The organism is Leptospira perolatii (genome assembly GCF_002811875.1).
Lineage (GTDB): Bacteria > Spirochaetota > Leptospiria > Leptospirales > Leptospiraceae > Leptospira_B > Leptospira_B perolatii.
In genome coordinates this window covers 112,183-137,927 of record NZ_NPDZ01000003.1, presented here as the reverse complement: position 1 = coordinate 137,927, position 25,745 = coordinate 112,183, and the positions used below count along the sequence as shown (strand labels likewise).

At 41.9% G+C, this 25,745-nt stretch carries 23 protein-coding genes; 10 read left to right on the top strand and 13 right to left on the bottom strand.

Annotation, left to right across the window (positions count from 1 at the left end; all coding sequences use genetic code 11):
* Positions 1-58 precede the first annotated feature (58 nt).
* On the top strand, positions 59-538 hold the full coding sequence (locus tag CH373_RS06790; protein WP_100712919.1) for a MotA/TolQ/ExbB proton channel family protein: 480 nt from the start codon (positions 59-61) through the stop codon (positions 536-538).
* Between the two features lie 2 nt (positions 539-540).
* Entirely contained in the window at positions 541-933 is a 393-nt protein-coding gene (locus tag CH373_RS06785) for an ExbD/TolR family protein (protein ID WP_100712649.1), read from the top strand.
* Between the two features lie 23 nt (positions 934-956).
* On the opposite strand, the gene CH373_RS06780 is transcribed toward CH373_RS06785, so the two are convergent.
* The 9 genes from CH373_RS06780 to CH373_RS06740 form a co-directional block, all read right to left on the bottom strand.
* The gene (locus CH373_RS06780; protein ID WP_100712648.1) at positions 957-1,292 is read right to left on the bottom strand and encodes a nucleotide pyrophosphohydrolase; all 336 of its coding nucleotides are present in this window, start codon (positions 1,290-1,292) and stop codon (positions 957-959) included.
* A 35-nt stretch (positions 1,293-1,327) separates the two neighbouring features.
* Complete coding sequence (locus tag CH373_RS06775; protein WP_100712647.1) at positions 1,328-2,413, bottom strand: DUF1574 family protein; 1,086 nt, start codon at positions 2,411-2,413, stop codon at positions 1,328-1,330.
* Positions 2,414-2,425: 12 nt separating this feature from the next.
* Positions 2,426-3,826: an MBOAT family O-acyltransferase gene (locus tag CH373_RS06770; RefSeq protein ID WP_100712646.1), complete on the bottom strand. Its 1,401-nt coding sequence runs from the start codon at positions 3,824-3,826 to the stop codon at positions 2,426-2,428.
* Complete coding sequence (locus CH373_RS06765; RefSeq protein WP_100712645.1) at positions 3,823-4,995, bottom strand: hypothetical protein; 1,173 nt, start codon at positions 4,993-4,995, stop codon at positions 3,823-3,825. The genes CH373_RS06770 and CH373_RS06765 overlap by 4 nt, the downstream gene beginning before the upstream one ends.
* A 10-nt stretch (positions 4,996-5,005) precedes the next feature.
* A complete protein-coding gene (locus tag CH373_RS06760; protein ID WP_100712644.1) occupies positions 5,006-6,505 on the bottom strand; it encodes an MBOAT family O-acyltransferase in 1,500 nt (499 codons plus the stop codon).
* Between the two features lie 85 nt (positions 6,506-6,590).
* Positions 6,591-7,976, bottom strand: coding sequence for a hypothetical protein (locus CH373_RS06755; protein ID WP_243393294.1), 1,386 nt, complete (start codon positions 7,974-7,976; stop codon positions 6,591-6,593).
* A 3-nt stretch (positions 7,977-7,979) separates the two neighbouring features.
* Entirely contained in the window at positions 7,980-8,585 is a 606-nt protein-coding gene (locus CH373_RS06750) for an LIC20162 family protein (protein ID WP_100712643.1), read from the bottom strand.
* Positions 8,582-9,727, bottom strand: a complete 1,146-nt coding sequence (locus CH373_RS06745; RefSeq protein WP_100712642.1) for a glycosyltransferase family 4 protein — start codon at positions 9,725-9,727, stop codon at positions 8,582-8,584. Before CH373_RS06745 ends, CH373_RS06750 begins: the two co-directional genes overlap by 4 nt.
* Before the next feature lie 6 nt (positions 9,728-9,733).
* A complete protein-coding gene (locus CH373_RS06740; RefSeq protein WP_100712917.1) occupies positions 9,734-11,047 on the bottom strand; it encodes a glycosyltransferase family 87 protein in 1,314 nt (437 codons plus the stop codon).
* Between the two features lie 124 nt (positions 11,048-11,171).
* Here CH373_RS06740 and queA point away from each other — a divergent pair, with 124 nt between their 5' ends.
* The 4 genes from queA to CH373_RS06715 all read left to right on the top strand — a co-directional run bounded on the left by queA (position 11,172) and on the right by CH373_RS06715 (position 16,000).
* Positions 11,172-12,233, top strand: a complete 1,062-nt coding sequence (gene queA, locus CH373_RS06735) for a tRNA preQ1(34) S-adenosylmethionine ribosyltransferase-isomerase QueA (protein ID WP_100712916.1) — start codon at positions 11,172-11,174, stop codon at positions 12,231-12,233.
* Between the two features lie 43 nt (positions 12,234-12,276).
* Complete coding sequence (locus tag CH373_RS06730) at positions 12,277-13,899, top strand: S16 family serine protease (RefSeq protein WP_100712915.1); 1,623 nt, start codon at positions 12,277-12,279, stop codon at positions 13,897-13,899.
* A gap of 311 nt (positions 13,900-14,210) precedes the next feature.
* The gene (locus CH373_RS06720) at positions 14,211-15,563 is read left to right on the top strand and encodes a hypothetical protein (RefSeq protein WP_100712640.1); all 1,353 of its coding nucleotides are present in this window, start codon (positions 14,211-14,213) and stop codon (positions 15,561-15,563) included.
* Positions 15,564-15,685: 122 nt separating this feature from the next.
* Positions 15,686-16,000: a YbaB/EbfC family nucleoid-associated protein gene (locus tag CH373_RS06715; RefSeq protein ID WP_100712639.1), complete on the top strand. Its 315-nt coding sequence runs from the start codon at positions 15,686-15,688 to the stop codon at positions 15,998-16,000.
* Between the two features lie 55 nt (positions 16,001-16,055).
* Here the strand turns inward: CH373_RS06715 and CH373_RS06710 are convergent, their stop codons facing one another.
* On the bottom strand, positions 16,056-17,612 hold the full coding sequence (locus CH373_RS06710; protein ID WP_100712638.1) for a peptidase M30: 1,557 nt from the start codon (positions 17,610-17,612) through the stop codon (positions 16,056-16,058).
* 104 nt (positions 17,613-17,716) lie between these two features.
* Here CH373_RS06710 and CH373_RS06705 point away from each other — a divergent pair, with 104 nt between their 5' ends.
* Entirely contained in the window at positions 17,717-18,502 is a 786-nt protein-coding gene (locus CH373_RS06705; RefSeq protein WP_100712637.1) for a hypothetical protein, read from the top strand.
* 3 nt (positions 18,503-18,505) lie between these two features.
* Here CH373_RS06705 and CH373_RS06700 read toward each other — a convergent pair whose 3' ends face one another.
* Positions 18,506-19,225: a leucine-rich repeat domain-containing protein gene (locus CH373_RS06700; RefSeq protein ID WP_100712636.1), complete on the bottom strand. Its 720-nt coding sequence runs from the start codon at positions 19,223-19,225 to the stop codon at positions 18,506-18,508.
* A 155-nt stretch (positions 19,226-19,380) separates the two neighbouring features.
* Between CH373_RS06700 and CH373_RS06695 the strand changes: the two genes are divergently transcribed.
* The 3 genes from CH373_RS06695 (at position 19,381) to CH373_RS06685 (ending at position 22,647) form a co-directional block, all read left to right on the top strand.
* Positions 19,381-19,779, top strand: a complete 399-nt coding sequence (locus CH373_RS06695) for a Fur family transcriptional regulator (protein WP_100712914.1) — start codon at positions 19,381-19,383, stop codon at positions 19,777-19,779.
* The gene (locus tag CH373_RS06690; protein WP_100712635.1) at positions 19,776-21,317 is read left to right on the top strand and encodes a hypothetical protein; all 1,542 of its coding nucleotides are present in this window, start codon (positions 19,776-19,778) and stop codon (positions 21,315-21,317) included. Before CH373_RS06695 ends, CH373_RS06690 begins: the two co-directional genes overlap by 4 nt.
* Positions 21,318-21,414: 97 nt before the next feature.
* Positions 21,415-22,647, top strand: a complete 1,233-nt coding sequence (locus tag CH373_RS06685; RefSeq protein ID WP_165778798.1) for an AZOBR_p60025 family cell surface glycopolymer formation protein — start codon at positions 21,415-21,417, stop codon at positions 22,645-22,647.
* 74 nt (positions 22,648-22,721) lie between these two features.
* On the opposite strand, the gene CH373_RS06680 is transcribed toward CH373_RS06685, so the two are convergent.
* The gene (locus tag CH373_RS06680) at positions 22,722-24,269 is read right to left on the bottom strand and encodes a S1C family serine protease (protein WP_100712634.1); all 1,548 of its coding nucleotides are present in this window, start codon (positions 24,267-24,269) and stop codon (positions 22,722-22,724) included.
* Between the two features lie 5 nt (positions 24,270-24,274).
* Positions 24,275-25,738, bottom strand: a complete 1,464-nt coding sequence (locus CH373_RS06675; RefSeq protein WP_100712633.1) for a S1C family serine protease — start codon at positions 25,736-25,738, stop codon at positions 24,275-24,277.
* Positions 25,739-25,745: the final 7 nt, after the last annotated feature.

Genomic DNA, 25,745 nt, shown 5'->3' with positions numbered 1-25,745 from the left:
CTCAGTTGAGATCGACATGTTCTATCTAAGTGAAATTTTAGGAGAAATAGGGGATCTAATGGGAATAAAGAATCTTTGGGAAGAAGGCGGATGGGTTTCGGTGCTGATCCTAATTCTTTCCGTATGGAATTTAGGAACTTTTCTGCATATATGGAGCGTCCTCCCCAAAAGGAGAAAGGACCTCTTAGAGCAATTTTCTTCGCAGATAGATCCTGAGATTTGGGCAGAAAAGTTAACTCTGATCTTATTCCCTTTAGAAACTAGACTCGCTTGGATCAAACATTTGGCTGGGATCAGCACGATGCTCGGATTGCTCGGAACTGTGCTCGGAATTTCGGAGGCATTTTCCACTTTGCAAGAAGCAGGAACAGTAAGTTTGGACGCCTTTGCCGGAGGAATCCGTCTGGCATTGGTTACGACGATTCTAGGTTTGGCGGTTGCGATTCCCTCTCTTTTCGCTTATCAATTCTTAAAGCACAGGGTTCTGGATTTGGAAAGAGAAGTGCTGTCCTGGACTAAGATTCCTCCGAGTAAATAAATATGAGAAAATCATTATTAAGGGAAGAAGACAATAATATGGACCTGACCAGCTTCATGGACGTGGTCTTTATTCTTTTGATCTTTGTGATGCTCGCGGTCAGTTTTAGAAAGGAAATCCGTGCTTTGCCTCTAGAGCTCCCCAAGGTAGGAGAGGGAGAAGATCCGAAGGGAGAAAAGATGGAACTCGTACTCTTGCCAGAAGGGCAGTTTCAGGTGAACGGAAAAAATATGGACTCCAATTCGCTGGAAAACCTTTTTGCAAGCGGCGCGATGAAAGGAAAGGAAATCCGCCTGTTCGCGGATGAAAAAACAGATTACGGTTTGATTGTAAGAACCTTAGAAGATCTACGAAAAGCAAAAGCCGATTCTTTGGAGCTCGCCGTTCGAAAATGACTACTGCGGCAATGCCGGAGGTTTTACAGTTCCTTTTGCAGTTTGGGATTATTCTTGTGACGATCCTTGTCTCTAGTATTATTTTTCTCTAATGTTGCCTGAAAAGCTTGCTCCATTGAAATCCCCATTTGATTGGCAAGGCAGGTGAGTACAAAAAGTATATCTCCGAATTCTTTGCTAAGAGCTTGAGGATCTTCTCCCTGCTTAAACGATTGGTCTCCGTATTTTCGGGCCACAATTCTGGAAAATTCTCCCACCTCTTCCATCAGAATAGCGAGGTTGGTCAGTTCGGAAAAATACCGGACTCCGATTCTCTGAATCCATTCGTCTACAGTAGCCTGCGCTTCGTCAAAGGTCATCGGAGTTGTTTCCTAACTGTAAAGTAATTCTATGTTCATCTCACTTTGGTCTTAGGAAGTCCTGCATTTTCTTCTAAGAAGGAGATTAAAATTCGAGTAGGCTCCAGGTAGCAGCCTCCGCTCAAATGGTGGGGATCTATGAATTTTTGGCATTTGACCGAGCTTCGATAGCTCTCCATGTCCAGTACCAAGATTTCGGGGAATTCTTCCTTTAATTTATCTCTTAGCCGGAGCCATTCCGGAAAGAATTTAGAGTCTTGGACTAGTTTTGCAAATTTAGAATATAGCAACGGGGACCAAAGGACTACCTTGACTCCTTTGGATCTTGCCTTTTCCAAAAACTTTCTAAGAAAGGCTTCTTGGGTTTTTGAGAGGAAAAAGCTTCTGTAAGTCTCCCGGTAGATTCTTTCTGATTCAGAATCGAGTTTGTCTTCCGGGGTGTTCGACAGTAGAGAGTTCGGAATTCCGCCTTTGTACTTATCCGACTCGTTCATGAGTCCGTTTCGAATCGCCATTAGATACGCTAGTTCGTCGGGGTGTTTGATCCTATGCATCGCTTCCTTGAATCTGGGCGGAAAAACCGAGGTTCTGAACACTCTAGATCGAAGAAAAACATCCCACTCATTCGTGGGGAAAACATCCCAGTTCTTTAGAAAGTAATTAAAATCATAAGAATATCTTAATGCATATCGATTGGAATAATCTATCGCGGAGTCTGGATAGTATTCTAAGATCGCATAATCCAAAGGAATGTTTCGGTCGAGCATTCTTTCGAGAGTGAAGTTGTGAAAAGAGTAGGGTGCGGAAGGTGCCGAAAGATTATAGACGATCAATCCTGGGCTTTCTTTTGCAAATTCCTCGAGTGAGAATTCTCCCATGTGGGAGGTCCCAAAAAAAGTCAGAACCTTTTGTTCTGAGGTCTTTGTCTCTGTTTCCTTTTTCATCGTGTCCATAATCTTGGACTTCATTTCATAAAAGTAATATTCCGCGCCTGCTTCGGTGTAAGGTCTTACCAATTGGGAAGAAAGTACTTTATCCCATGCAAACGCGATGAATGCAATCCCGAGCGGTATCCATAGGATTCGGAGTGAAAGCAGAGGTATCTTTGAAACTTTTTTCATTCTTTCATTCCTTTAAAAAGCGAAGTAGATAAACTCTTGGCTTTTTCCTGCATAGTTTCCGAAAAATAATGCTCCGATCAAAAGAAATGCAAGGAGCAATTTTCCTCGATTCCTATGGAACCACATCGGATATCTTTTAGGTTCCTCAGCAGCGTGCAAAAGCAGACCACCTAGTGCATAGGGAAGGATGAGTTCCGGTGATAGAAAACTGATCTTGTTTTCTGGAGAAACCCCTAACATTCCGTGCGTGAGTATATAAAACGAATCGCCGATATTGAGAGCTCGGAAGAAAACAGCTCCGATCAAAAATAAAAAATAGGTCCAAAGTATTCGGACTATCTTGAAGAATTTTCCACTTTGCGGAAGTACATGGATTCCCCTTCTTTCCATGAATCTCTCCACCATCAGATAGAAGCCATGGGTAAGTCCCCAGGCCAAAAAAGTCCAGTTCGCTCCGTGCCAAATCCCACCTAACGCGAATGTGATGGTTTGATGCAAATTCGTTCTGAATTCAGAGATTCTGCTGCCTCCGAGTGGAATATAAATATAATCTCGGAGCCAGGTTCCCAGGGTGATATGCCATCTCCTCCAGAGTTCATGTATGTTTTCGCTAAAAAATGGCGCTCTGAAGTTTCTAGGGATATTGAAACCGAATAACAACCCGCAGCCTCTTGCTACGTCTGTATACCCGGAGAAATCGCAGTATACTTGCCAAGTGAATCCGTTCACCGCCATAAAGAGAGACATTCCGCCATATTCTTTTGGTCTGGCAAATACAGGATCGATCAGAGATCCTAGATTATCCGCAATCAGAATCTTTTTGCAAGCGCCTAGACCGATCAAAAATAATCCTGTGTAGATAGAAGTTTTATGGATCCTAAGTTTTTCCAGCCTTGGGAAAAAGTCCGCGTGACGCATGATCGGTCCAGCGACCAATTGCGGAAAAAAGAGGATAAAAAGTGTAAAATCAAATAAGCTCGGCACCTTTTCGATTTTTCCACGGTATACATCCACTACATAGGCGATGATTTGAAACGTATAAAAGCTGATCGCCAAAGGCAGAATGATACGGAAAGGAAGAGTGTTCGTATTAAATAAGGACCAATTCGTAACGTAGAAAAGATTATCCGTGATAAAGTAGAAATACTTAAAGATTCCTAGATTGACCAAGTCTATGATTACGATCGTTCTCAGTAGCCACTTATTTTTAGAAATTGCAATCGCCTTCATGAACAAAAAGTTCAAGTAGATGATACCGAGCAAATGGAACAAGAATGGAGGGTTCCAAGTCGCATAAAAAGCAAAGGAAGCGATCAATAAAATCCATTCTCTGAATTTTCTAGAGTCCCAACTCCAATATGCAATATATGTAAATAAGAAAAATACAAAAAAGAGTGTAGAAGTAAAGATCATGGTTTCCTTTTCACTCCCAAGCTGAGAGCAGAAGGAAGATCCTTGGCAAGAGCATCAGAAAATTCGAGCATCCCTGGTCGATTGAGATGGATTAGATCGTAGTAATAGTCTCCATTCTTTCCTCCGTCCAGGATTCCTTGGTAGTCCAAAAGCTTGAATTCTCCATCCGAGGATAACTTGGATAACTCTTCCTTCCAAATACGATCTCTTTCCGGAGATCTCCAGCTCTTTATGATTTCACTGTAAGGTGCAAGGACTCCGATGATCCGGATATTTTGTCCGTTTGATTTGCCTATGGATCGAATATCTTTGTACAAGTACCCGAGCCTTTCAAAGTAAGCCTGCACTACCGGATTGTAAGTAACTACTGTAGGAGTATGTGCCGCCAGATCGCAAGTATCCCAAATCGCCTTTTTGTGGTGTCTGTCTGATCCAGCCGGGATCGGTTCATTATTTCGAATATCCGTAGTGGCAAGACAGCTTTGCACATCCTGCGCTTTCGGATACATGCTGATCATTTCAGAGTATTGGTTTTCGTAGGCCCAAGGACTCTTGTTCTGTTCTTTTTTGGCGCGACCGATATCTTTCAATCGCTTGGAAGGGTCTAGGAAAAAGTCTCTGAAATCTCTTCTGTAAGCCAAGCTCTTGGATAACAAATACGCGATATCGTCGTATCTAACATTGTATTTATACTGATAAATTTTTTGAATTGCGCTGATTCTGTCTAACTCGCCTAACATTGCTAAAGTGGCTAGATGGAGTTCGGTTTGATTCACCCAAGGAGTGGAAACTTCGAATACATGAATGACAGTATGGACTTTTGGAAACTTAGGTAAAACTTTTTGGACAATCAGATTTTGTACGAGTAACTCTGTGCCAGGCACAGCAATGGATTGTATCTTTTCGCCATAAGGTTCCAAGGCATCGTTCAAAATTTTCATCGATAGGCCTTGGTAAGCGACAGAGGTGCCGAGGACTAAAACCGTAGGCTCTAATTCTGATTTTTTCTCGATGGGAATTTCAGTCAGGCGCACCACGTTTGCTGCGTAGGATCCTTTTTTCAAAAAAGGACGATATGCTCCGGTTTGTAGGCAGAGATCAAAACCCACAAGCAGCAGAAACGGAATCCAGAATTTTCGCTTTCGAATTAAACTTAGGTATGGATTCATTTCAAAAGCCTCAGAAATCGAAATATAGGAAGTTCTTACTTTCCGTGATTCCGAACACTAAAAGCAGAAACGCATTGGCTAAAAAGAAGAGAGAAAATTTTCTCGGACTTTCCACAACCGAATCGATTGTATTTCGTGAGAAGTAATACGACGCCGAGAAACAGATTACGAGTAGAAGCCCATAGTCGTAGTTTACATAAGATTTTACGGAAGCAAATCCTCCGGGAACCCAGAAAACCAGTGACTTCATCATTGTTACTGCTGTTCTCATATCCTGTGCCCGAAACATAATGAAACCGAATGCAAGGCAGAACATGGTCACGAGTCTGGAAATTATATCGTAGGAGGTCCCACCTTTTTCATTCAGCCAAAGAGCCAAAGAAGTCTTTGCATATTCTCTGTGGACCGAAATCATCACCGCTTGCCAAAGCCCCCAGCCGATAAAATGGTAAGCAGCTCCGTGCCAAACACCTGCAAATAGCCAAGTGATGAACATATTTATATAAGTTTGGAATTGAGATCCGCGAGATCCACCTAACGGTATAAAGATGTAGTCTCTGATCCAAGTAGAAAAAGAGATATGCCACCTGGTCCAGTGGTCTGCTATATTCTTTGCCACCATCGGGAAGTTAAAATTCGGATCAAATTTATATCCGAAAAGTCTTGCGACTCCGATCGCGATATCCGTGTATCCTGCAAAGTCAAAGTAGATCTGCCAACCGAACGCAAGAGCACCGGTCCAGATTTCGACCGGATTTAAGACAGTATAATTTGTGAAAGTGAAGTCTACTACCTTTGCAAGATTGTCCGCAAAGACTATCTTGCGTGTAAATCCCATCAAAATCTGACAAAAAGCGATCTCAATATCTTCCTTAGTTACAACCGGAGGATGATCCAAGTCTCTAAAGAAAGTGTGAGCTCTTACGATCGGGCCGGCTACCAGTTGCGGGAAAAAGGAAACATACAACGCAAAGTCGAGCAAGGAAGTTCTAGCGATCAGATTTCTCCGATAGACATCGATCGTGTAGCTCATGGATTGAAATGTGTAAAAAGAAATTCCGACAGGAAGTATGATCTTTAGAGGATCAATTTTAGTAGGGCCAAGATTCTGAATGTCTGCAAAAACTTCTAAAAGAAAGTTCGTGTACTTGAAATATCCCAGGATTCCCAAATTCACGCTTAACGAAACGATGAGGCAAATCCTGCGAAATCGATCTGTTGCCCCATTCCGGCTCATGAGTAGACCGGCTGCATAGTCGACCAACATAGAAGCGAATAGAATCAGTATGTAGAGATTGATTCCAAGGTTGCAGTAGGAAGAATCGATCCAATTTTCGATCCAAGAACTAGTCCGAATTGCGGAGCATTGAATGGATGCCGGGTGCCATCCGTTATAAAAGTACAAACTCGCGAGTAATAAGAAAACCCGCCTTGGAGTTCCCTTCAGAAGCTTTGTAACGATCAGAACGATCGGTAAAAAAACCATGAAGTGGGCGGAATTAAACAGCATGATCGTTCCGTTTTGCCTTGCTTCCGAGCAGTTTTTTGGGGGAAGGGAAACTCACAACCCTATTTTCATCCAGAAAAAGGTCCGTCTACTTTTGATCGTAGACCGGTTCCGGAACTAACGAACGGTATTTATCTTCGATTCCCTCGATAAAACTAATTGTAGGCTTTTCGGATCTGGGGAATGTAGAAAATGTAAAGTTCACTGCAAAAAGCAAAAATACATAGGCGAACAGTGCTACATGTCCGAGTGCTCTGGTCCCATGGGGAATCGACTGCATTTTGTAAGATTGAATTACGAGAGCCGCAAAAATCAAAAGACCGATCACGCTCGAAACCCAAAATTCAAAAAAATATCCTTCCCACCAAGTATAGAAAATAAGGGAAGGAACTAGCCAAAGAGCCAAAAGCACAAGTTCCGCTCTAAATTTTTTCCAAAGTCTGGAAATATTTAAGAAAGCTAATGCTAGAATGCTCACCCAAAAGGCAAGATTCAAATTATACGGCAAAGCATTTCTATTCATAAAATCCTGAGGTTTGATTCTCAGGCCGGATTTGACTCCCTCGAAGTTTAGGAATGCATCTCCGATTCCTCGATAAAAGTTCATTACGTAATTCTTATTTCCTGCGGCCAATCCCCACTTCTCTTTGGTCGCGTATAAAAAAAGCCAATTCGCAAAATTCCTTTCGCTTTCCGGAGGAGCGATCAGATTTCTTTCTAGCAAGATAAAGCCTACGAATAAATAGGAAAGGGTCAGAAAGAATACGATAAGAAAGGTGTAAGAAAAGATCAGCTTTAGCTTTAAGGAAGTTTGGAATTCGGAGCCTTTCCAGGAATTAGAAAGTAAAATGGAAGCAGGAACCATCGTCAGAAAAATCGTATCCGACTGGTGAAAGAACACATTCCAAATTTGTAATGCAAACCCGAAAAATAACTTCGTTGGTCCCCAACCTTTTCGCGCGTTCCATACGCAGTACAAAAAGAGTGCTCCTGTCAGGCAAGAATGCACGAGAGGAGTGTCATGGTGTTGGGCATAGAACCAGAATCCTTGGGTAAAGTGGACCGCAAATCCAAGCAGCACCGCTCCTACCATGTCTCCGTACATTCTCCAGTAAAAAGAGGTGAGCGCAAAAAAGAACAGGATCGCTGCGAAAAGAATTCTCAATCTCATCCCGAACATAATCGAATGAGGACCGTTGAGCCACTTCCAGAACTTTAGATAAAGGTAACCGGTACTTTCGAATCCGATATGATGAGGATTGTAAAATATCTTCCAAAATAGATCTGAGTTGATATTATGAGTGTAAACGATCGAATCCCAGTCGTAATGCCTAGATAGAAAGCGTAGATCGAATAGTAATACTACCAAAGAAAGAACGAAGAGAAATAGAAATCCTTTCCATTTTCCTTTCCCATGAGAAAGTGCATGCAAAAAATTTGATGTAACCGAATGGAGAGAACTCAAGGAAAGCATGGTTTAGCGATGGAGGATAGAATCCAAAAATTCGCGGTTTTTTTTGGAATGAAAATAAGGGGATTCCGCTAAAACCGAAACTTCTTTCCCCTGGGTTTGCTGATAAAATACGATTTTTTCTAATCCTAAGAAGGATCGCAAAAGTCCGCTCTTATGCATAATTTGCAATCCCGATAGGTGCGGGTTCCATCTCACGGATTCTTTTCCTAGGAGACTCCACTTTACGAGTTTGATTTTTTCTCCTTCCCAGGAGAGGCTCTGCAACAGGTTCTTTTCCAAGAAGTTCCAGAGATCGATAAAGAATGCAAATCCAACATAACCGACCAATATAAGTGCAGAATACTGGTACAACCTAGGGTCTGTCAGAAGCTGAATCTTCAGAACTTTCGGAATTTGTAGAAATTCCACGAATTTGAAAACATAGGTCGCTATGATTTCTTGGAGAGGCAAAAGATAATACAAGAATCCACAGTAGATCAGGATGGCAAGAAAGCTGGGAATTGGATTTGGAATCAACTTTGCGTGCTGGAGTTTTCTTTTTTTGCCGATTTGATTTTCCTGGCTCCAACTCCACCATACCGGAAGGGATCTTTCTTTTTGCTTGTTCATTGCCTTTCTTTGACTGGATCCTGCTTTTTCCTATTTTTCCAAAGAGAAACCAAACCTGCTTCGACTTCTTTTGCTGTATGATCCCAGGACCATTCAAAAGTACCGGACCTTCGGATTCGATTTCCTCTTTGACCCGCCTTTTGCAAGGCAGTTTTCCAGCCGTTCACATCCTTCGGAGGTACAAATAGATCCGCTTCCGGATCCAGGATTTCATGGAATACGGGGATATTAGAAACGATGCAGTGTTTCTTTTCTCGGAGAGCTTCCAAAATTGGCAAGCCAAAACCTTCGTGCAAAGAGGGAAATACGAAGTAGGAGCAATTTTGGTACAACCAACCGAGCGTGCTATCTGCCGGATTTTCTAGAAAGAAGATCCCTTCCTTTTCAAGGGCGCCTTCTTTTAACAATTGTGTGAGTTCCTCAGATTTCCAACCTAGCCTTCCAGCAAGAACGAGCGAGTATGGGTAGTTAGGATTTTCTTTCTTTAAAAATCTATATGCTTCGATCAAGGTGCTCAGGTTCTTTCTTGGTTCCAAGGTCCCGAGAGAAAATAGGAATTTTTCGGGGAGTCTTTTTTCAGGGCGAAGGATTCTGCCGAAGCCTTGGGCGCCCGGATAGACTACTTTCAATTTTGATTCTATGCCAGGACGAAACTCCGAGATTTCTCTTTTTGTGTTTTCAGAAAGACAGAAGATCAAGTCGGCTCTGTCCAGAGTCATCGGGGAAAAGATTTTATGTTGCCAGTAGTTGGCTGTGGTCATCGTTTCTGGCGCGGAACGGAAATTCAGATCGTGGTAATTCACCGCCATCGGAATTTTTTTTCCAACGACGGGGAGCAACTGCAGAGTTCCCCAAAAAAGATCGATCCTGTGTTCTACAAATTTTTTCGGCATCGAAAAGTTGAGCCAGAGTAAACCGGGCAGACTGCTCGGTAAAAACACCTGAGCCTTTGCAACTAACTCGTTAAATACGGGATGAATCGGTTTGTTTGAATAAAGGTAATATTCCAAAGGAGAATCGTTTCGAATCACCCTTTCTAATACTTCTGCGAGGTACCTAGAATTTCCGGTAATTCCATAAGAGAGAGGTCTTGCATCAACTGCGACCCTGGGCTTATATTTCAGTGCGTCCTTAGGAACCATACAATCTCAAGACTTTTCCGTATCTCCTGGAGAGATGAAGAAAAGACAAAAATATTGAATTAGAGAAGTATAAAGTAAGTAAGAGAACATCAATAGTTTTTCTTCAGTTCCAGAACCGATCAAAGAGCGATTTGCTAGAAGAATGAATAAAGACATAGATAGAAATACGAAAGAAGATCTATTCCTCTTATCCTTCCATGTCTCTAGTTTCGGGATAGAATCGTCCTTAGGCCAGACAGTTCCTAAAATATATGCGGCAGGAAAAATCAAGAATACGAAGGCGTGGATCCACGAGATCCCGCTGAACAAAACGGAAAAGAAAAACAAACCGGAAAGTACAAATGCTTCGCTAGCACCTTTGTAAACTTTGTACAAATAAGGTCCTGCGATTGTTAGAGTGAGAAGATTTCCGATCCATTTTACTTGAAACACGGTCAAGTCGATGAACGGCATTCCGAATCTTCCCTGGTTCATGATATCGGAGTAGGGCAAAAAATATTTCGCTAGTGTAGCGTTCAGGCTCTGATTATTTTTCCAAGCCCTTAGCATGGGAGATTTTAGATACTTTTCCAGTACTAGTTCGTACCAGGTTCGATTCATATTCCACGTAAAACCAGGATCCGAGAGAGCGGGCAAGCAAGCCCAAAGTACTGCGAAGCCTATCGTGTAAAAAATCGCTCCGTATCTCTTTTTAAATAAAAAGTAAAATAAGAATGCGGCAGGAGTGACTTTAATTACGATTGCGAGTCCCAGCAAAAGTCCGGATAGCCAATCTTTCTTGCTTACCACCGACGAGAGTATTAGAAAAAGTAAAAGTAAGCCAACCTGATTGTTGTTCTGGTGATTTTCTATAAACCGAACGGAAAGTAAAACAGCCAGCGATAAGAACAGGTATTGATTTTCTCTATGTAGTATTTTTGATATTAGGTAAAGGCTACCTAGCAGCGCTAGGAAATTTAAGGTAAAAAAGATTCCGGATGCGACTTCGTACGGAAAAAAAGAAATCGGAACTAATAAAAAAGCAAATGTTGGAGGATAAATATAAGCTCCCACATTGTCCATTCTTGCTTTGAGTTTTTCGAATACTTCCGGCTGGAAAATATCCTTAAAATCTAATTTACCGGATTCGAATTCGGAACGCAGATCTTCTAACACATCTAGGTTGTATAGATCCTTTTTGTCCCGGAAGTTTTGGGAGGCTTGAAAATAATCTTTGAAATCGGATGTTTGCGAAACTTTTCCGATCCCGCTTATGTACAAAAAGACCAGCAAGAACGAGAAAAGTAGGAGGGGGATCCTCTTTTCAAAAACCGTGCGCATCTCCGGTACTCTTTTTTGAAAGCCCTCAAAAGCCAAGAACTAAACTCGGATGCGTTAACAAACCGAGGATCCTACCTTCGGAAAATTCGATTTTCACCGAATATCCCTCATGTTTCTTGGATCTATGGACTTTCAGGAACTTTCAGATTTTCAATTTGAACTACCTGAGGATCAGATCGCAAAGAATCCCGCGAGTTCCAGGGACCAAAGTAAGCTACTTGTTTTGGACCGCTCTAATGGCGAGAAGCTAGAAGAAAAATCATTCGATTGTATTCTCAAATACTTGGTCTCCGGAGACGTGCTCGTAGTAAACAACACTAAGGTAAGTAAGAGAAGAGTGTATTTGCTATCTAGTTCCGGGAGAAGACACGAAGCACTTTTTTTAGGGCAAGATCGAAATGCAAATTGGAAGGCTCTCGTTCGTAATTCCAGAAAACTAAAAATCGGAGAAATTCTCCGAGATGAAAAGACTGGATCCATTTCGTTTATCCTTTGTGGTAAAGAGAAGGAGAACGTTTTACTTTCTGCGCCTTCCGAATTCACTGAAGAGACTTTCGATCGAATCGGGCAAACTCCCATTCCACCTTATTTCAAAAGAGAAAGTACAGAGGAAGACGATATCAGGTACCAAACCGTGTATGCAAGAGGTTTGGGATCCGTAGCCGCGCCGACTGCAGGTTTACATTTTACTCCCGAGTTGATCAAGCGTTGTAAAGATTCAGGAATTCAGTTTTTGGAGCTGGAGCTAAAAGTAGGATACGGAACTTTTCAACCTTTGACAGAAGAGAATTTTCAAAGTAAGTCCCTCCACGAGGAATCTTACTTTCTTCCGGAACAGACCGCTAGCAAACTAAATCAGGCTCGGGCGCAAAATAGAAGAATTATTTCTGTAGGAACTACTACATTGAGAGTCTTGGAAACAGCATACGATCCATCTCTAAAAATGTTTCGAGCCGGAGAAGGGAAGAGCACTCTTTTTCTCCAGCCGGAGGACAGAATCGAATCATCCGATGGTCTGATTACGAATTTTCATTTACCTCAGAGCAGTTTACTTTTGCTCGTATGCGCTTTCGCAAAAAAAGAATGGGTGCTTTCGGCATACAAATACGCCATTTCGAATCATTTTCGATTCTTTTCCTACGGTGATGCCATGCTGATTCTAAAAACCATTCAGCACCCAACTTAGGTTTTTTATTGAGGAAAACAAGGTTTCACGAATAATGGGAGGTGTGCTGCGCAAGGTTCTTCCCACACAAACCGAAGTAAAATTTAGAGCGGTCAGAGCAAAACAGCTCAACGGACTTCCCGACTTTTTAGTTTTTCATAAACAGGAAATGAGAACGTTCAAACAAGCCCTGGACAATCCAGGTTTGTTTCGACATCTTTTGATCACTGGACCTGAGATCGAATCCAATCTGTTGCGATTTGGGCAGTACCTTCAATCCTTTCTTTCTGGAGTTCCAGTGGTTGCAGAACCTGCACCGACTTTATTATCTTTAGCTGGACTTCCGATGGAGGAAAAGTATCGGCCCGGCAGAATTGCAGAAGCAGATGGAGGGTTCCTGGTACTTCCTTTGCGTCCACTCGTCGAGGAGCCGGATTTATACTTTTTTCTGAAGGGAGTGATTCTCACAGGAAAGATCGATTTTCTTGCGCTTCCGGAAGGACCGGACTCAAGATACATCAATCGATTTCATCCGTCCATTCCCTCCAAATTCAGATTAATATTGGTGGGAGAAGAGCAAGAGACGGATGCGATGGCTCTCCTAGATCCAGATTTTTATGTGGGATTCGATTTCAAGATTCACCTTCCATACGAAATCAGTCTAGGAACTTCCGAGCTCCCTGTTTTTTTTGGGCTGATGAAATCTTGGGAAAAGCCGGGATATCCGCCTCTAGATAAAACGGCGCTCGATGCTCTCCTGGAACTTGCACTCAGATGGAATGATAGCAAGACTAGAATTTCTCTTCATCTATCGGAACTAAGATCCTTTGTGACTGAGGTTTTGGCCATTTATAGAAAGGGAGGTAAATCGGTTTCGAGAGCGCAGATCGAGGCAGCTCCGGAAGAAATACAAAAACGCACTGCAATTCATAAAAGGAAATACGTAGAGAATATTAAAGAAGGGTTAATTAGCGTTCAGTTAAAAGGAAAAAAGACAGGAAGGATCAACGGGCTTTCTATCATTTTGTTACAATCTTCGCTTTTGGATTTTGGACAAGTGAACCAAGTTTCTGCGAGGGTATCTCTAGGATCGGGTAATCTGATCAATATAGAAAGAGAAGTAAACCTATCGGGAGATCTGCACGATAAAGGGGTGTTTATCCTTCAATCCTATATCAAGGGAATGTTTTCTCATATTCAGTCTTTCGGTCTGGACGCTTCCATATTATTTGAACAAAATCATTCTCCGATCGACGGTGATTCGGCGAGCTGCGCCGAACTGCTGGCGCTTCTTTCTGCACTTTCCGGATTAGAGATCCCTTGTAATATAGCAGCCACCGGTGCTATGTCCCAATACGGCGAAATTCTGCCAGTAGGATCTGTCAATGCAAAGGTGCAGGCCTGGTACGATGTCACTCGTCTGGCAGGATCTTCCAAGGACACATACACTCTTTATTTACCAAAAGATAATGTAAGAGATTTGAATTTGAATAAAGAGATCCGAAATCTGATGAAAAAAGAGAAGTTCAGAATCATTTCTTGTTCGCATGTAGAGGATCTGATCCCTGAGATTTTCGGACTGCCTGCTGGCAAACTAAGCAAGTTAGGAAAGTATCCGGAAGGCAGTTTATTCAGAATCATCGAAGAGAGAATTGATCGCAAGAGAGAATCCGAAGAACACGAATGAGTAGATTAGATTTTTTTGATGAGGAAATAAATATTTGTGCAACTTAACGTTCCGGAAATAATGGTCCGGGGCGTTCCCATTCCGGATACTGCTTCGATGAGACAAAATCCGGAGTTATAAAAAAATAGAAATCCGCAGTGCACTAAATGTCGCTTCGGAAAATAGTCAGAGAAAGAATTAGAAGAATTTATTTCGTTCAATCAGTTATTTCTTGAGCGAATTTTGAAAATAGACCAGAATCTTTGCGGTTTTAACGTCTAATCGCTTGTTTTGTGGCTTCGCGCGGAGCCGATACTAGAGTAGCAGGGAAAATGAAAAGCTCGCTGGGCATAAATATACATTCCTCTCTTTTGATCTCAGCAGCCTCTGCCGGCACTCTAGCAGTACTCTTGACTATAGTTCCTGTACAAGTTCCAGAAAAACCAAGACTCAGCGAGCCTACGGAAATACTAAGTCCTAGTTTAGAACTTCCTGTTTCCGAACCAGACTCAGACTCCAATCCGAAGGAAAAATACTTCGATGTGAAAGCGCATTCTGGAATCGATTCCTCCTTTCATGAAGAGATGTCTTCTTGGATTGCCTCCGGAGTTCATCCCAGTCAGAGTTTGAAAGGATCGAGTCGAACGATTGCGAGTGACAATTTTTATAATGCACTTTGGGAAAATGAATCGGTTCATTTTGGAAATAGAACCTACGCTTTTATCACCCCTAAATTAAGGGTGATTGCCTTGGCTCGGAATTCTCAATTGGGCGAAGATAAAGAAGGAAAAGCAAGAGATAGGATCTTAAAATCTGCGAATCCTTTAGATCCTAACAATCACATTCCTAGCATGGACACTTTGGAAGTGGCGTATTCGGTTTCTTCTCTTGTGGATGCGGTAGTAAAAACTGGATCTCCTTACAGTGATCGATCCGACAAAAAATCCAGCCATTATTCTATGGCCGGATTGTCCATTCGACCTACCGACATGTTCAGTACTGGAATCGTAACTGGGATTTCTACTGGTGCCTATGGTTCCAGGGTCGACCAGCCGCAATTGGTAGCTGCCTCCAATCCTTTTCCTGTAGAAAGTTTTTTTGTCGGAAGAGGAACCCTCGGTGCAATGTCATCTCCCAATTCTCCGAACAGCGGTAGAGTGATCGAATGGCAGGCAAACTTTCGGCCTGTAAAAAATTTCCTGATACAAAGTTCGGTGCTCAACAAGGACCAAGGAAGAGGGGAATTTTATCCGGAACTCGCAAAGATTTCTATGATGCTAGAGTTTAGCAAAGTTGTACTGAATCTCAGATACAGTTATTTGGCAGATCCTACAAATCATGCACTATTCAAAAACGGTTTAGTGAACATGGACACCGCGACTCTAGGATTGACCATGATACTAGATTCGGCAGGAAACTATTCCTTGTTTTTAGGAAATAACTTCTATGATATGGTAGCTTCCAAAAAGGCTCCGATCGCAGGCAAAAACGACCAAAGCATCAGTTCCTTTACCGCGAGTTTTCGTGGAAAGACTGGAATGAAGAATACGATCTTCTTTATGAACTTTCGGAATCAGTACGCCCGAGGAATTTATTTTACCGATTTAGGTCCTTACTTAATTCCCACAAACGCTCAGTCCATCTACGAGTATGCGACCAGTCTTGGACTGGAACTTTCCTTTTAGAAGGGATTTAAAAAGCAGGTGAGTGACGGTTTCTATCTCTTCGTCAGAGAATGAGTTGCTCCATTCTTCTTATTTTTCAAGCTTAGCAATACTAGGTCGACTTTTCCGGAGGAATCAGCTACATGCTTGGTGGCAAGAGTATCGAAAATTTTAAACAAATGAACCAGATGAGAGTTCGCATGAAGCGTCTGGAAAAAGAATTGGAAGCCTTATCTTTCGAAGGCAAATCAAAAAATGAATTAGTCACTTGCATCGCAGACGGTAGGTTGACGATCCAAGAAGTGAAAGTAGAAGACGAACTTTTACAAAAAAATGATAAAAAGCTACTTCAGAAAAGCATAAAGCAGGCAGTCAATCTCGCGATCGAACAAGCTCAAAAAGCAGCCGAAGAAAGAATGGGCGAGTTCCGTAGCCTGCTTTCCAAAATGCCTGGCTAATTTGACCAAATCATACAAACACTGGCTTCGTCTAGAATTCTAGACATCTAAGTGATTATTCAGAACGAAAACGGAATCTCTGAGTTCTATACGGACTCGGTAGATGGTGGATAAAATCCTGAGGACAAACCGGAGTAAACTCTCCGGTATCCGGAAGATGGAATCCTTCCGGTTCTTCACTCGGAGTTTCTAAGCCCACAGATAGCGAAATGTCTCCGTTTCTAAACGGTTCCGTATTTACTTGCAGTGAATAAACAACCGAAGAAAACGATTTCTTGAGCAAGTATTGTCCGTTGCTAGCATTCGCATTCGTTCTATCTGCACGAATAAAGTGAAATTGTCCAGGTGCTAACGTGGACAAAGGTGGAATATCCGGAAGACGAAGCGGCGAATACAAATCATTTAGTTCTGCTCCAAATTGTCCGCTCGCCGGAAAAGGAAAGTATCCAATCACAGAATTCATCTGAGCTAGGATATCTGTTCCGGTCGTGGAAGGATCTCCTGCTTTTGCCTCTGCAGGAGTTGTGTCTCCCAAAGATTGCCACAAAAAAGAGGCGAACATTTTCCGAAATGTGGAAGCGCTATCAGGTCCCAAAGCAGAAAGAACGTTTGCCGAAGCTGCGCTGTACTTTGGAGAAGATTTTCTGAATACTTCAAACAATCCATTCGCGTCAGCGGCCCTTGATCCGGTGATTCCTTGCACTGTCGCCTTCAAGAAAATATTTCTCTCGCCCTCAGTACTGCCCGAAGAAACATAAATGTATTTCATGAAAGGATAAGAGAAAGCGTAGTCTACTACGGAATTGTATCGAGAAGAACCGAATAAGGAAGATCCGTTTACTCCTCTCGCGCAGGTGCCGGCAATATTTCCTCGGTAGCATTTGATCCTTTCCCCTTGAGGAGCGTATCCCGCAATATCCGCGGCGACTTCACTGGATCCTTCGTTGATCCAGGTTTCATCTCTCAGTCCTGTGGCCCCCATATGCGGGATTTCAAATCCAAAACGGATCAAGTGTTGGTATTCGTGCGATAGAGTGGCTAAGAATGCGTCCGGCTTTCCTTCCGAAAGATTTTTATTCGATAGGGTGACGAGTTCCACTCCGTCCATATAGAGCATGTCAGAACGATTCGAGTGAGTTAGAGACGCGATTTCGTTGTCAAAAAAATTTACAGGATCAAAAAATCCTGCTACGAAGGAGCCTCCAGGCTGGCTTCCATCTCTAATATCTAATATAAGTATGATGATTTTTCCATTGGAATCCAGATCCATTGCGGAACCGAATGCGATTTCTAGTCTAGGATAAATCTTGGAATCGAATTCGTTCGAGATGTCCGCGTAATTCAAACTAGTAATGAGCTGGCTTTCGACGTATATATCCGCGTGAGTGCCGGATGCTTTGAGTTGCGCTTTTACACAGTACGAGGCATTCGTCCTGAGATCTCTCGCCCAGAACATACCTTCTCCGGTACAATTGGAAAGAGAAAACATCTGAGCGCTGAAAATATCCTGACCGATCGTGCTGCCTGGTCTAAGCATCTCGTCTATATTACAGGCCAAAAGCTGCAGAAGGATAAGGGATCCGAACAGGTATCTGAGCATTTTGCGAGCCATCTTTTCAGCAATCCAGAACGAGAAAGAATCTTCTTTACTCGTTTTCCGCCCTCTCTTACGGTCAATTTTTGAGACCTACTGTTTCGGAGCAAGTATCATTGGGTATGTTAACCTTTGTGAATTGGAAAGATTTTTCTCAATTTGGAAAAATTTTTCTGACCTGCTTTCTGATCCTGAATTGCAGTCCAAAAACCAGCCAGACCGATTTTATGGGCCAGGTTCCTTTTCCTGGGCTTGGTCCGAATCTAACTCTCCCTGAAGACGGTGAATATTTTTCGGAAATTCGCCCCTTAGAAAACGGGTATTTTGTACGACAGATTTTCCTTTTTGCCAAACGTAGAAGGCCGGAGTTTTTGATCAGTCAGCTTGTCGTAACTTCGACCAAAAATTGGGAGGAGACAAGATTCGAGGGCAAACTAATCGAAGATCCCGAAGGAAAAGGTTACAGATTTGTTCCAAGACTGTGTAGAATATACACTACGAAAGAAGCTGGAGGAAGATGGGCCTTGGCCCGCGCATTCGAGTGCGATCACTTAGAATTCTTAATTTGGAATGCAGGTCCGAACCAAGTTAGATTGTTTCCTGGACCTGAGGGAGAAGAAGATGGATTGCTTTTGCAAAGATCTCCTTCTTCTTCTCCAAACAGAATCGCAGCAATCATCGTAAGAGCAGAAAGCGGCTTCCTGGACATTTGGGGAATGAGACTTTCGAGAGTTCGTAAAAACGCGACCTTGGTTTTGGAGAAAGCCGATGGCAGAAAAACGCTGCTGAAATCTTTGAAAACCGTAGAAACTACTGGGGAAATTTTAGGAGGCGGACTGCCTCTAAAAGTCGGAGATTTGATTCTATATACAAATCCTGGAGAAGCAAATCCGCTCGTGTACGAATAGGGTTTACTGGCCCGTTTCAGATAAGAAAATTTTCCTCAAACCAGGAAATATTTTCAGATAGGGAAGCTGCTTTCGAAGACTTGCGATTTCTTCGTTAGATACATTCGTGCCGTCTAATTGCAAATGATATAATCCGCTAACAGAAGCCAATGGCTTTAAGTCTTGTACCAGAGTTCCGCCTAGATACAGTTCTTTTAAGAATACACAGTTGGAAACTGGAGAGATGTCTTCTATTTTCGTATGTCTGAGATGCAGTCTCCTGAGAGAACAACCGGGGACTAGAAAATTCAGATTCGTTACTTTCGTATCATTCAATTCTAATCTAGTGAGTCGGTTCCAACTGTGAAACAAGGCCAGGTCTGAATCATCAACTTGGGTTCCGTTTAAAATCAGACTATCTAGTTTGGGAAATTTTTCCAAGACTTCAAATCTTTTGACGTTCGTGTGATTTAGATTGATGAAGCGTAATTTCGGGAGCTCGGGCAATGCATCAATTGATTCTATTTCTGAGGAGGAAAGCTCTAGGATTTCTAGATTAGGAAAATGACTTAACTCTGATAGTTTAGGATTCTGATTTTTGGTAAAACCGATCCACCTAGTTTCTGGGTGATATTGCCCCAAGATTTCTCCGGAGGTTTCAGAGACCGGGATTCCGAATTGAGAGGACTTGCAATTTAGAGAGAGAAAAACTATAATAAGTAGCCCGAACGGTCTTGTGGACATGGCGCAATTTTACTCATTCACAGTTCCGATGGAAATTCTAATTTGGAGTGGATCAGGATTTTCAGCTATTTCCGCTCTTCTGGAATCAGGTTGACACCTCCTGCTTCCAAATCGGAGAGTAGTAGCACGTGCGCATCCGAACAGGTTTTTATCGTATGGACGAAGATAGAAAAACCACGTCTAGAAATACAAAACAAAAAGGGGAGATCCTACGCGTGATCCAAGACGCAAAAGGTCCTCTTTCCGTAAAGGAAATCCACGAAATATCCAAACAATCGATCAAGAACATCGGTATAGCCACTGTCTATAGATCCGTAAACCAGCTTTTAGAATCCGGCAGGATCCATGAGATACAGTTGCCTGGAGAATCTTCAAGATTCGAAACGAGTCATTTGGATCATCACCATCACTTTCATTGTAGAAATTGCGACAAGGTCTACGATATAGAAGTTTGTCCTTTCCCGATTGAAAATTTACCAAAAGGATTTCAAGTAGAATCGCACGAGATTATCTTATACGGTCTGTGTTCCGAGTGCAGTTCTCTTAACAAATGAATCAAATTAAAATAAAGCTCAAAGTCTTTCTGACAGCTCTAATATTACTTCTTTCGTATTGCATTCTGGATAGATTCCTGCTTCCTGCGGTTCTATTCGGATTTCCAAACGAATTGGAATGGGATACTTCTCCTTGGTTTAACTTTCTGGAAAAAAGAAGAAAAATCAAATTCCGGGAAGAGCAAAATGGAGTGCTTGTTGTAGGCAGCAGCGTAGCTCTTTACTCAGTATTACCTCAGAAACTGAACGAAGTTTTTGCGAGCAAATTTGGAAAAGAAAAGGTCTTGGCGGAATTCTACGCGCACCCTGCAATGACTCCTTCCGACTTCTATTATTACAAAGAGGATGCAGTATCAAAGAATCCTAAATTAGTCTTTTATATCTTAAATCCTGCCGATTTACAACTCGACTACGTGATCGAAAAAAAAGGAAGAGTGGATTTTGACGAAGCAAGTCTGTTAAAAGATTCTATATCCGGCAGACACCAGAATCGATTCTTATACCCAGATGCCTTCTTTTGGGATCACTTAGGTTCTATTTGGAAATTAGGTAGCTCTCATTTCTATTCTTTACTTTCTAAATCGCTTTTCTTGCTTTCTAGATACCGCAGCTTTTTGTATGACCCGTTTGACGTTTGGATCGAGCATCATTTCAGAAGTGGTAGATCGTATCATTATTATACCGGAATTCCCCCAAAACAAGGGATCTATTTAAGAGGGTGGGCAAAGCCAGAATTCGATATCGAGTGCGTGGTCCAGGATGGTAAATTCAAGCAGAGTATTTTTACTCAGAAAAAAGAAACAAGAGTTCAAATTTTCTCGGAAAAGAAAGATACACTTTATTTTGATCAGATTTTTCCAAAGTCTGGTTGGACGAATATAGAATTCGATGTAAAAGAAAATTCTAATTTTGTAAAATTACATTTTGTCGCGACACCGAGTGTAACTTCTGACGAAGTAGACGCCCGAATTTTTGGAGTCTCGGAGAATTACGGAATTCGCCTCTCTCAGAATTTTTGTAGAGCAACAATCCTGAAGAACATTTCCTATGACAGGATTCTCGGAATAGATGATTCCAGAATTTCCGGGTTTTCGGATCAAAAATATACGGAAGACTATGAAAGACGCTTGTACAGAAATCCAGAAAATGAAAGTGCACTTACAAGATTAAAGGTACTTCGAAAATCAAAGATGCTGCTGTCTAAGTCTTCCGACTTTTTCCCCAATTCGGAGCTGGAAAAATTGAGAAAAGCAGTCGAGTACCTGCAAAAGAGTGGAATACATGTAGTAATCGTAAACTCGCCGGAAAATCCAATCGAGCGCAGTTTGTACGAAAAAAGTAAATGGTACTTAGGGTATCTCAATCACTTGCAATCCTTGGTAAAAGAGAAAGGTACTTTCATCGATGCAGGATCATTAAGCAATGAAAAGCGGGATTTTTTGGATCCGCACCACCTGACGTATCAAGCCGCTGAAAGAATGTCGGAGATCTATTTTGCTGAATGGATCGGCAAAGAATTGAACCTAAAAACCAAGTGAACTTCCTTTATCGATCAGGCAAAATTTGGCCGGAGAATTCAAATAGATGAAAAACAATGGGCCTTTTCAAAGAATAGCCGCTCTTGCGATGTCGAAAATTTCGATCTATTGGAATAAGATTCTTTCTATATTAGAAAATCAAAATAAAGTAATTCTTATCGGGTTGCTACTCTACGCGATCGCTTCGGCGCTTATATGGAAAAAATACGGCTGGAACCCGAGCTCGCAAGTTAATTTTGGAAAGGAATTTTGCGAACTCAATAAGTCCGAAACTCCTAACGGCTCTATCGTTTTTCTGGGAGAAAAGGGGGACCTTGGAGCAGGTTATGACGGACAAATATTCTATTTTTATTCCAGGATGCTTTCTGGTTTTAGTTTAGTCTGGCCTCCAGGCTTTGAGGAAAGTTTGAGAGCTCCTAGAATTGGGTATCCTTTGCTCGCATCTCCATTTGGATGGTTCGGGCAGTACGGAACTATTTTCGGAATGTATCTGTTGAATCTAGGATTGATGGTTATTTCCTTTCTTGCACTCAGATCCATTCTTCCTTTGCATAAAAAGTATCTTTCTGCGTTTTACTTGTTTTCTCCGTTTGCTTTAGGGAGTTACGTCCTGTTAGTCTCGGACGCGGTCATGATCAGTCTTGTTGTTTTGGCGTATTGGGCTTACAAGAAAGAAAAATATGCTATTTTTATAATATTCGGAAGCCTCGCGATTCTTACCAAGGAGCAGGCTCTCTTTTTACTATTTCCACTCGGAGTGCAAACGCTTTGGCAAAGGGAATACAGAAAGAGCATTTTCGTACTTTGTACTGTATTCGCACCGATCGCCTGGGCTTTGTTTCTTAGGATTCACTTTTCGGAAATGAAACCTGTAAGATATGCCGGATTCTTTGAGCCCTTCGAAGGAATCGGAAGATATCTGTTCGAATTGTGGGAATCCGCCCAAGAACTGATCGCGAGCGATTCGGAAGAGGTCGGATTTAGAGCTTTTGCGAAGAAATTTTCCAGATTTCCTTTGGTTCTGCTTCTGGTCAGCTCTTGCGTTTTGCTATTTAGAGGGAATTACAAGAAAGCGTCAGTATTCCGTTTTGGAATCGCGCTTGTGGTATTCACTGTATTTTCCGGAGGATACGTACTGTATTGGGCGACTTACGAGAATATCTCCAGGATGTTTACGATCGCGGTTCCCTTACTGATTCTCTGGCAATCCGAAGATGATTCTCTCAAGACCTGGCATTTTTGGGTGATTACTCTATTGGTGCTGTTTGCGCTCTTTATAAAATTAGCATTTATTTCCAAGCCGCTTTCGCATATGATTTGGGGAACTTAATCATAACTTCATTTAAGATTTTATAATAGAAGTCTCTTCGTCTATTCGCTTGGATTTCTTTTTGAGCCTATTCTCTATTTCTGAGATTGCTCTCCCATAGCGGAAACCGGAATTTTGTACTGGTTTTGTATTCGTTCATTTGCGCTTTTAAGCTCTGACTTATCTATTACTACCTCTGTTCCGTCGTCTAGTAAAATGGTAACGTATTTACTTTTGCTTTCCTTTACCTTTTGCGCTAGATCTCGGACAGAATTCACTGGGCTCGAATTTACAGATTCTACAATCCTAGAAGAAACTTCGTGATATCCTTCGTTGGATTCATCTGGAAATACCTGAGAGAAAAGCACGATCCTGCCCTCAGGATCCTTTTGGGTGCGAAATTTTCTATAATCGAAAAAGTAGAGCAGTTTCTTATCTACTCTTGATCTCCAGTCCTTTCCCCATTCTTGCAAATAATCCTCGGAAAGTTCTAAAAATAAGAATCCGCCGTCCAAGTAGTATTCTGATTTTGCCTGCGGGCTACGGTGGGGAATCCGAACCGAACTATAAGGAAAGGTCTTTAAAATCATTTCCAGCTTAGTTTCTTTTTTGTCTCGAACAACTAAAAGCGGTACAGATTTGCCAATCGAATATCCGAAGGAATCTCCAAAATTAGAAAGAAATGATAGAGCTTGCTTTCCATAATGAGGATGATCGAAATATCCTTTGGAATCTATCTTTTTCCCACCGAATTCTAAGATCACGTCTCCGGGTTTCAAGACTCCATCCGCAGATCCGTTCGGCAAAACGTCTCCCACAAGTATTCCCTGGTTTTGGCCTGGCACGCCGTAAAAGTTTTTAGTTGCTTGGTCCGTAATTGGTCTATATCTGAATCCTTTGTAGGCTACTTTCGCATTTCCTAATATTCCTAAAAACTTTTGGATCAAAAAAGAAGGGATAGCTCGACCGGAATTTTTATCCCCGGTAAAATCGAAGAGAATACCGCTTACTTTCCCATTTTCCAACAAAACCTCTCCGTTTCCGTTTAAGGTCTCCGTAGAGTTTACGTCTAAAATGGGAAGTTCCACGTGACCGATCGGAGATTGATCCAGATCCAAACTCAGTAAATTTCCCGCTGCGGTTTGAATGGATCCTGAATTATCAAGCTGGAAGATAGAAACCTGCTTTGGATACATCACGATAGAGTGAAATTCCAAAGGCTTCAAATCCTGGAAGAAATCCTTGTCTTCGATTTTAAGCAGAGCCAGGTTGATTTCTGGATCTAACCTAAGTAGATTTGCTTTGGTTTCGGTATAAGAGGAGAATTTTTTTACTTCGATTAATGTATGATATAAAAGTAAATGAGCCGGTAATAGAATTCTGCCGCCTTCTACAACGATTCCGACGGCTCTACGTACCTTAGGACTTTTCCGTTTCCAAGGGTAAAGATAGTCGGGTTCCTGGTAGGAAATCTTGATCTGAACTATACTCTTTTTATAATTTTCCTCGGCCTTGGAAGGAATTTGAATATTAGAACTTAAGTAACTTTCTGTTGAATGATGATTTTGCTTTTTCTTTTGTTTTGCGTGCAATCCGCCTGAAATTAGGATCAAAACAAAAATAGGTAAAATTCTGAATTTCAATCTAACTACTCCAAATTGTAGGTCGCCCGAATTTGCTCGTCTGCCTTTTCCGCCTCGTTCTTATCCAATACGAGTGGGAGTTCCACATCCAGAAACTTTAATTGCAGGAATCTTTCCTTTGAGGAACTCAGGATCGATTTTAAGTCTTTCAGACTTTTGACAGGTTTGCCGTTTACAGATTCCAGTACTAGATTCAAAAAATAGTCTGCAGAAGAATTTACCGGGTGTGCGAGCTTTCTATAAAGAACCACATCGGCCTTTTTGTCTTTGTTTAACAGATCATCGATAAAGTAAAAAAACCGATACAAGAACTGGCTTCCCCCAGAAGTGCTCCCGGCTCTACTCCAGCCAGTTAGAAGATCTCTGGACATTTCTTGAAAAACCAATCCTCCGATCATTGCATATTCATAAGGAACATCGTACTGATTTCGCAAGAAATCAAAGTCTTGCATTTTTTTGGCAGGAAACTTCACTTCTAAGGTCTGACCCTTTCGTAAAAGTTTGAATCGAATTAGATCCCCCGCGTGTTTATTATCCACGATTTCGGTAAAGTCTACTCTCGCGTCTCTGTCTAGAGTGACTGTGCCGTTCCTTCCAATCGGAAAGCCGTCCAGTTCAATCAGGTAATCTCCATCTTTGAGATAACCTTCTGCGGAAGCATTGTGTAATACGCGAGATACAAAAACTCCTTCCAAATCATCCGGAATCCCTTTGGACTTCCGTAGCGCTACATTAAAGGAATTTAAAGTACGAATACCTAATTCTACATAGCCGTCGTATTTTCCATCTTCTATGTCTTTTAGAAAGTGTCGAATGACGTTGGTCGGGATCAAATATCCGATGTTTTCGCCTTTTGTAGCTACTTGAAAAGCCACCCCAGCGACTTTGTTGTCTTGGATCGCAGGCCCTCCGGAATTGCCGGGGTTGATCGCTGCGTCTACTTGTAACACGAGATGGCTATCTACGGAAGAATGAGAGTACACTGATTGCTCTTTTCTAGAAACGATTCCTCTGGTCACTGAAACTCGGTTTCCACCAATAGGATATCCTACAACAATTAGGGGAGAATTTAATTCCGGAATTCCTCCCAGTTCTAGATCCTTAGAATCCTTGTAGAAATTCGGACTTTCTGCTTCCAAAACCGCAAGGTCACAATCATGAGCGATGTGAAGCACTTTCACCCTGTACCATTCCGTCTGGTCGTATCTTTGCACTTGGATGAACTTCGCGTTAGAAATTACATGTGCGTTTGTCAGGATTCTTTTCCCGCCAATCAAAAATCCAGTACCGGAACTGGCTCGAACTCCTTCTGTGGTCCAAGGAGAAAATGGATTTACTGCTTGGGAATAGACTCTGATTTGTACGACAGCTTTTCGAATCTCGTCGAAATCGGTCTTGGTCTCCGAAAAGATCGGAGAAAATAAAAAGATCGTAAATAATAGGAAAATAGATGCTTTTGTGTGTTTCATTTTGCCC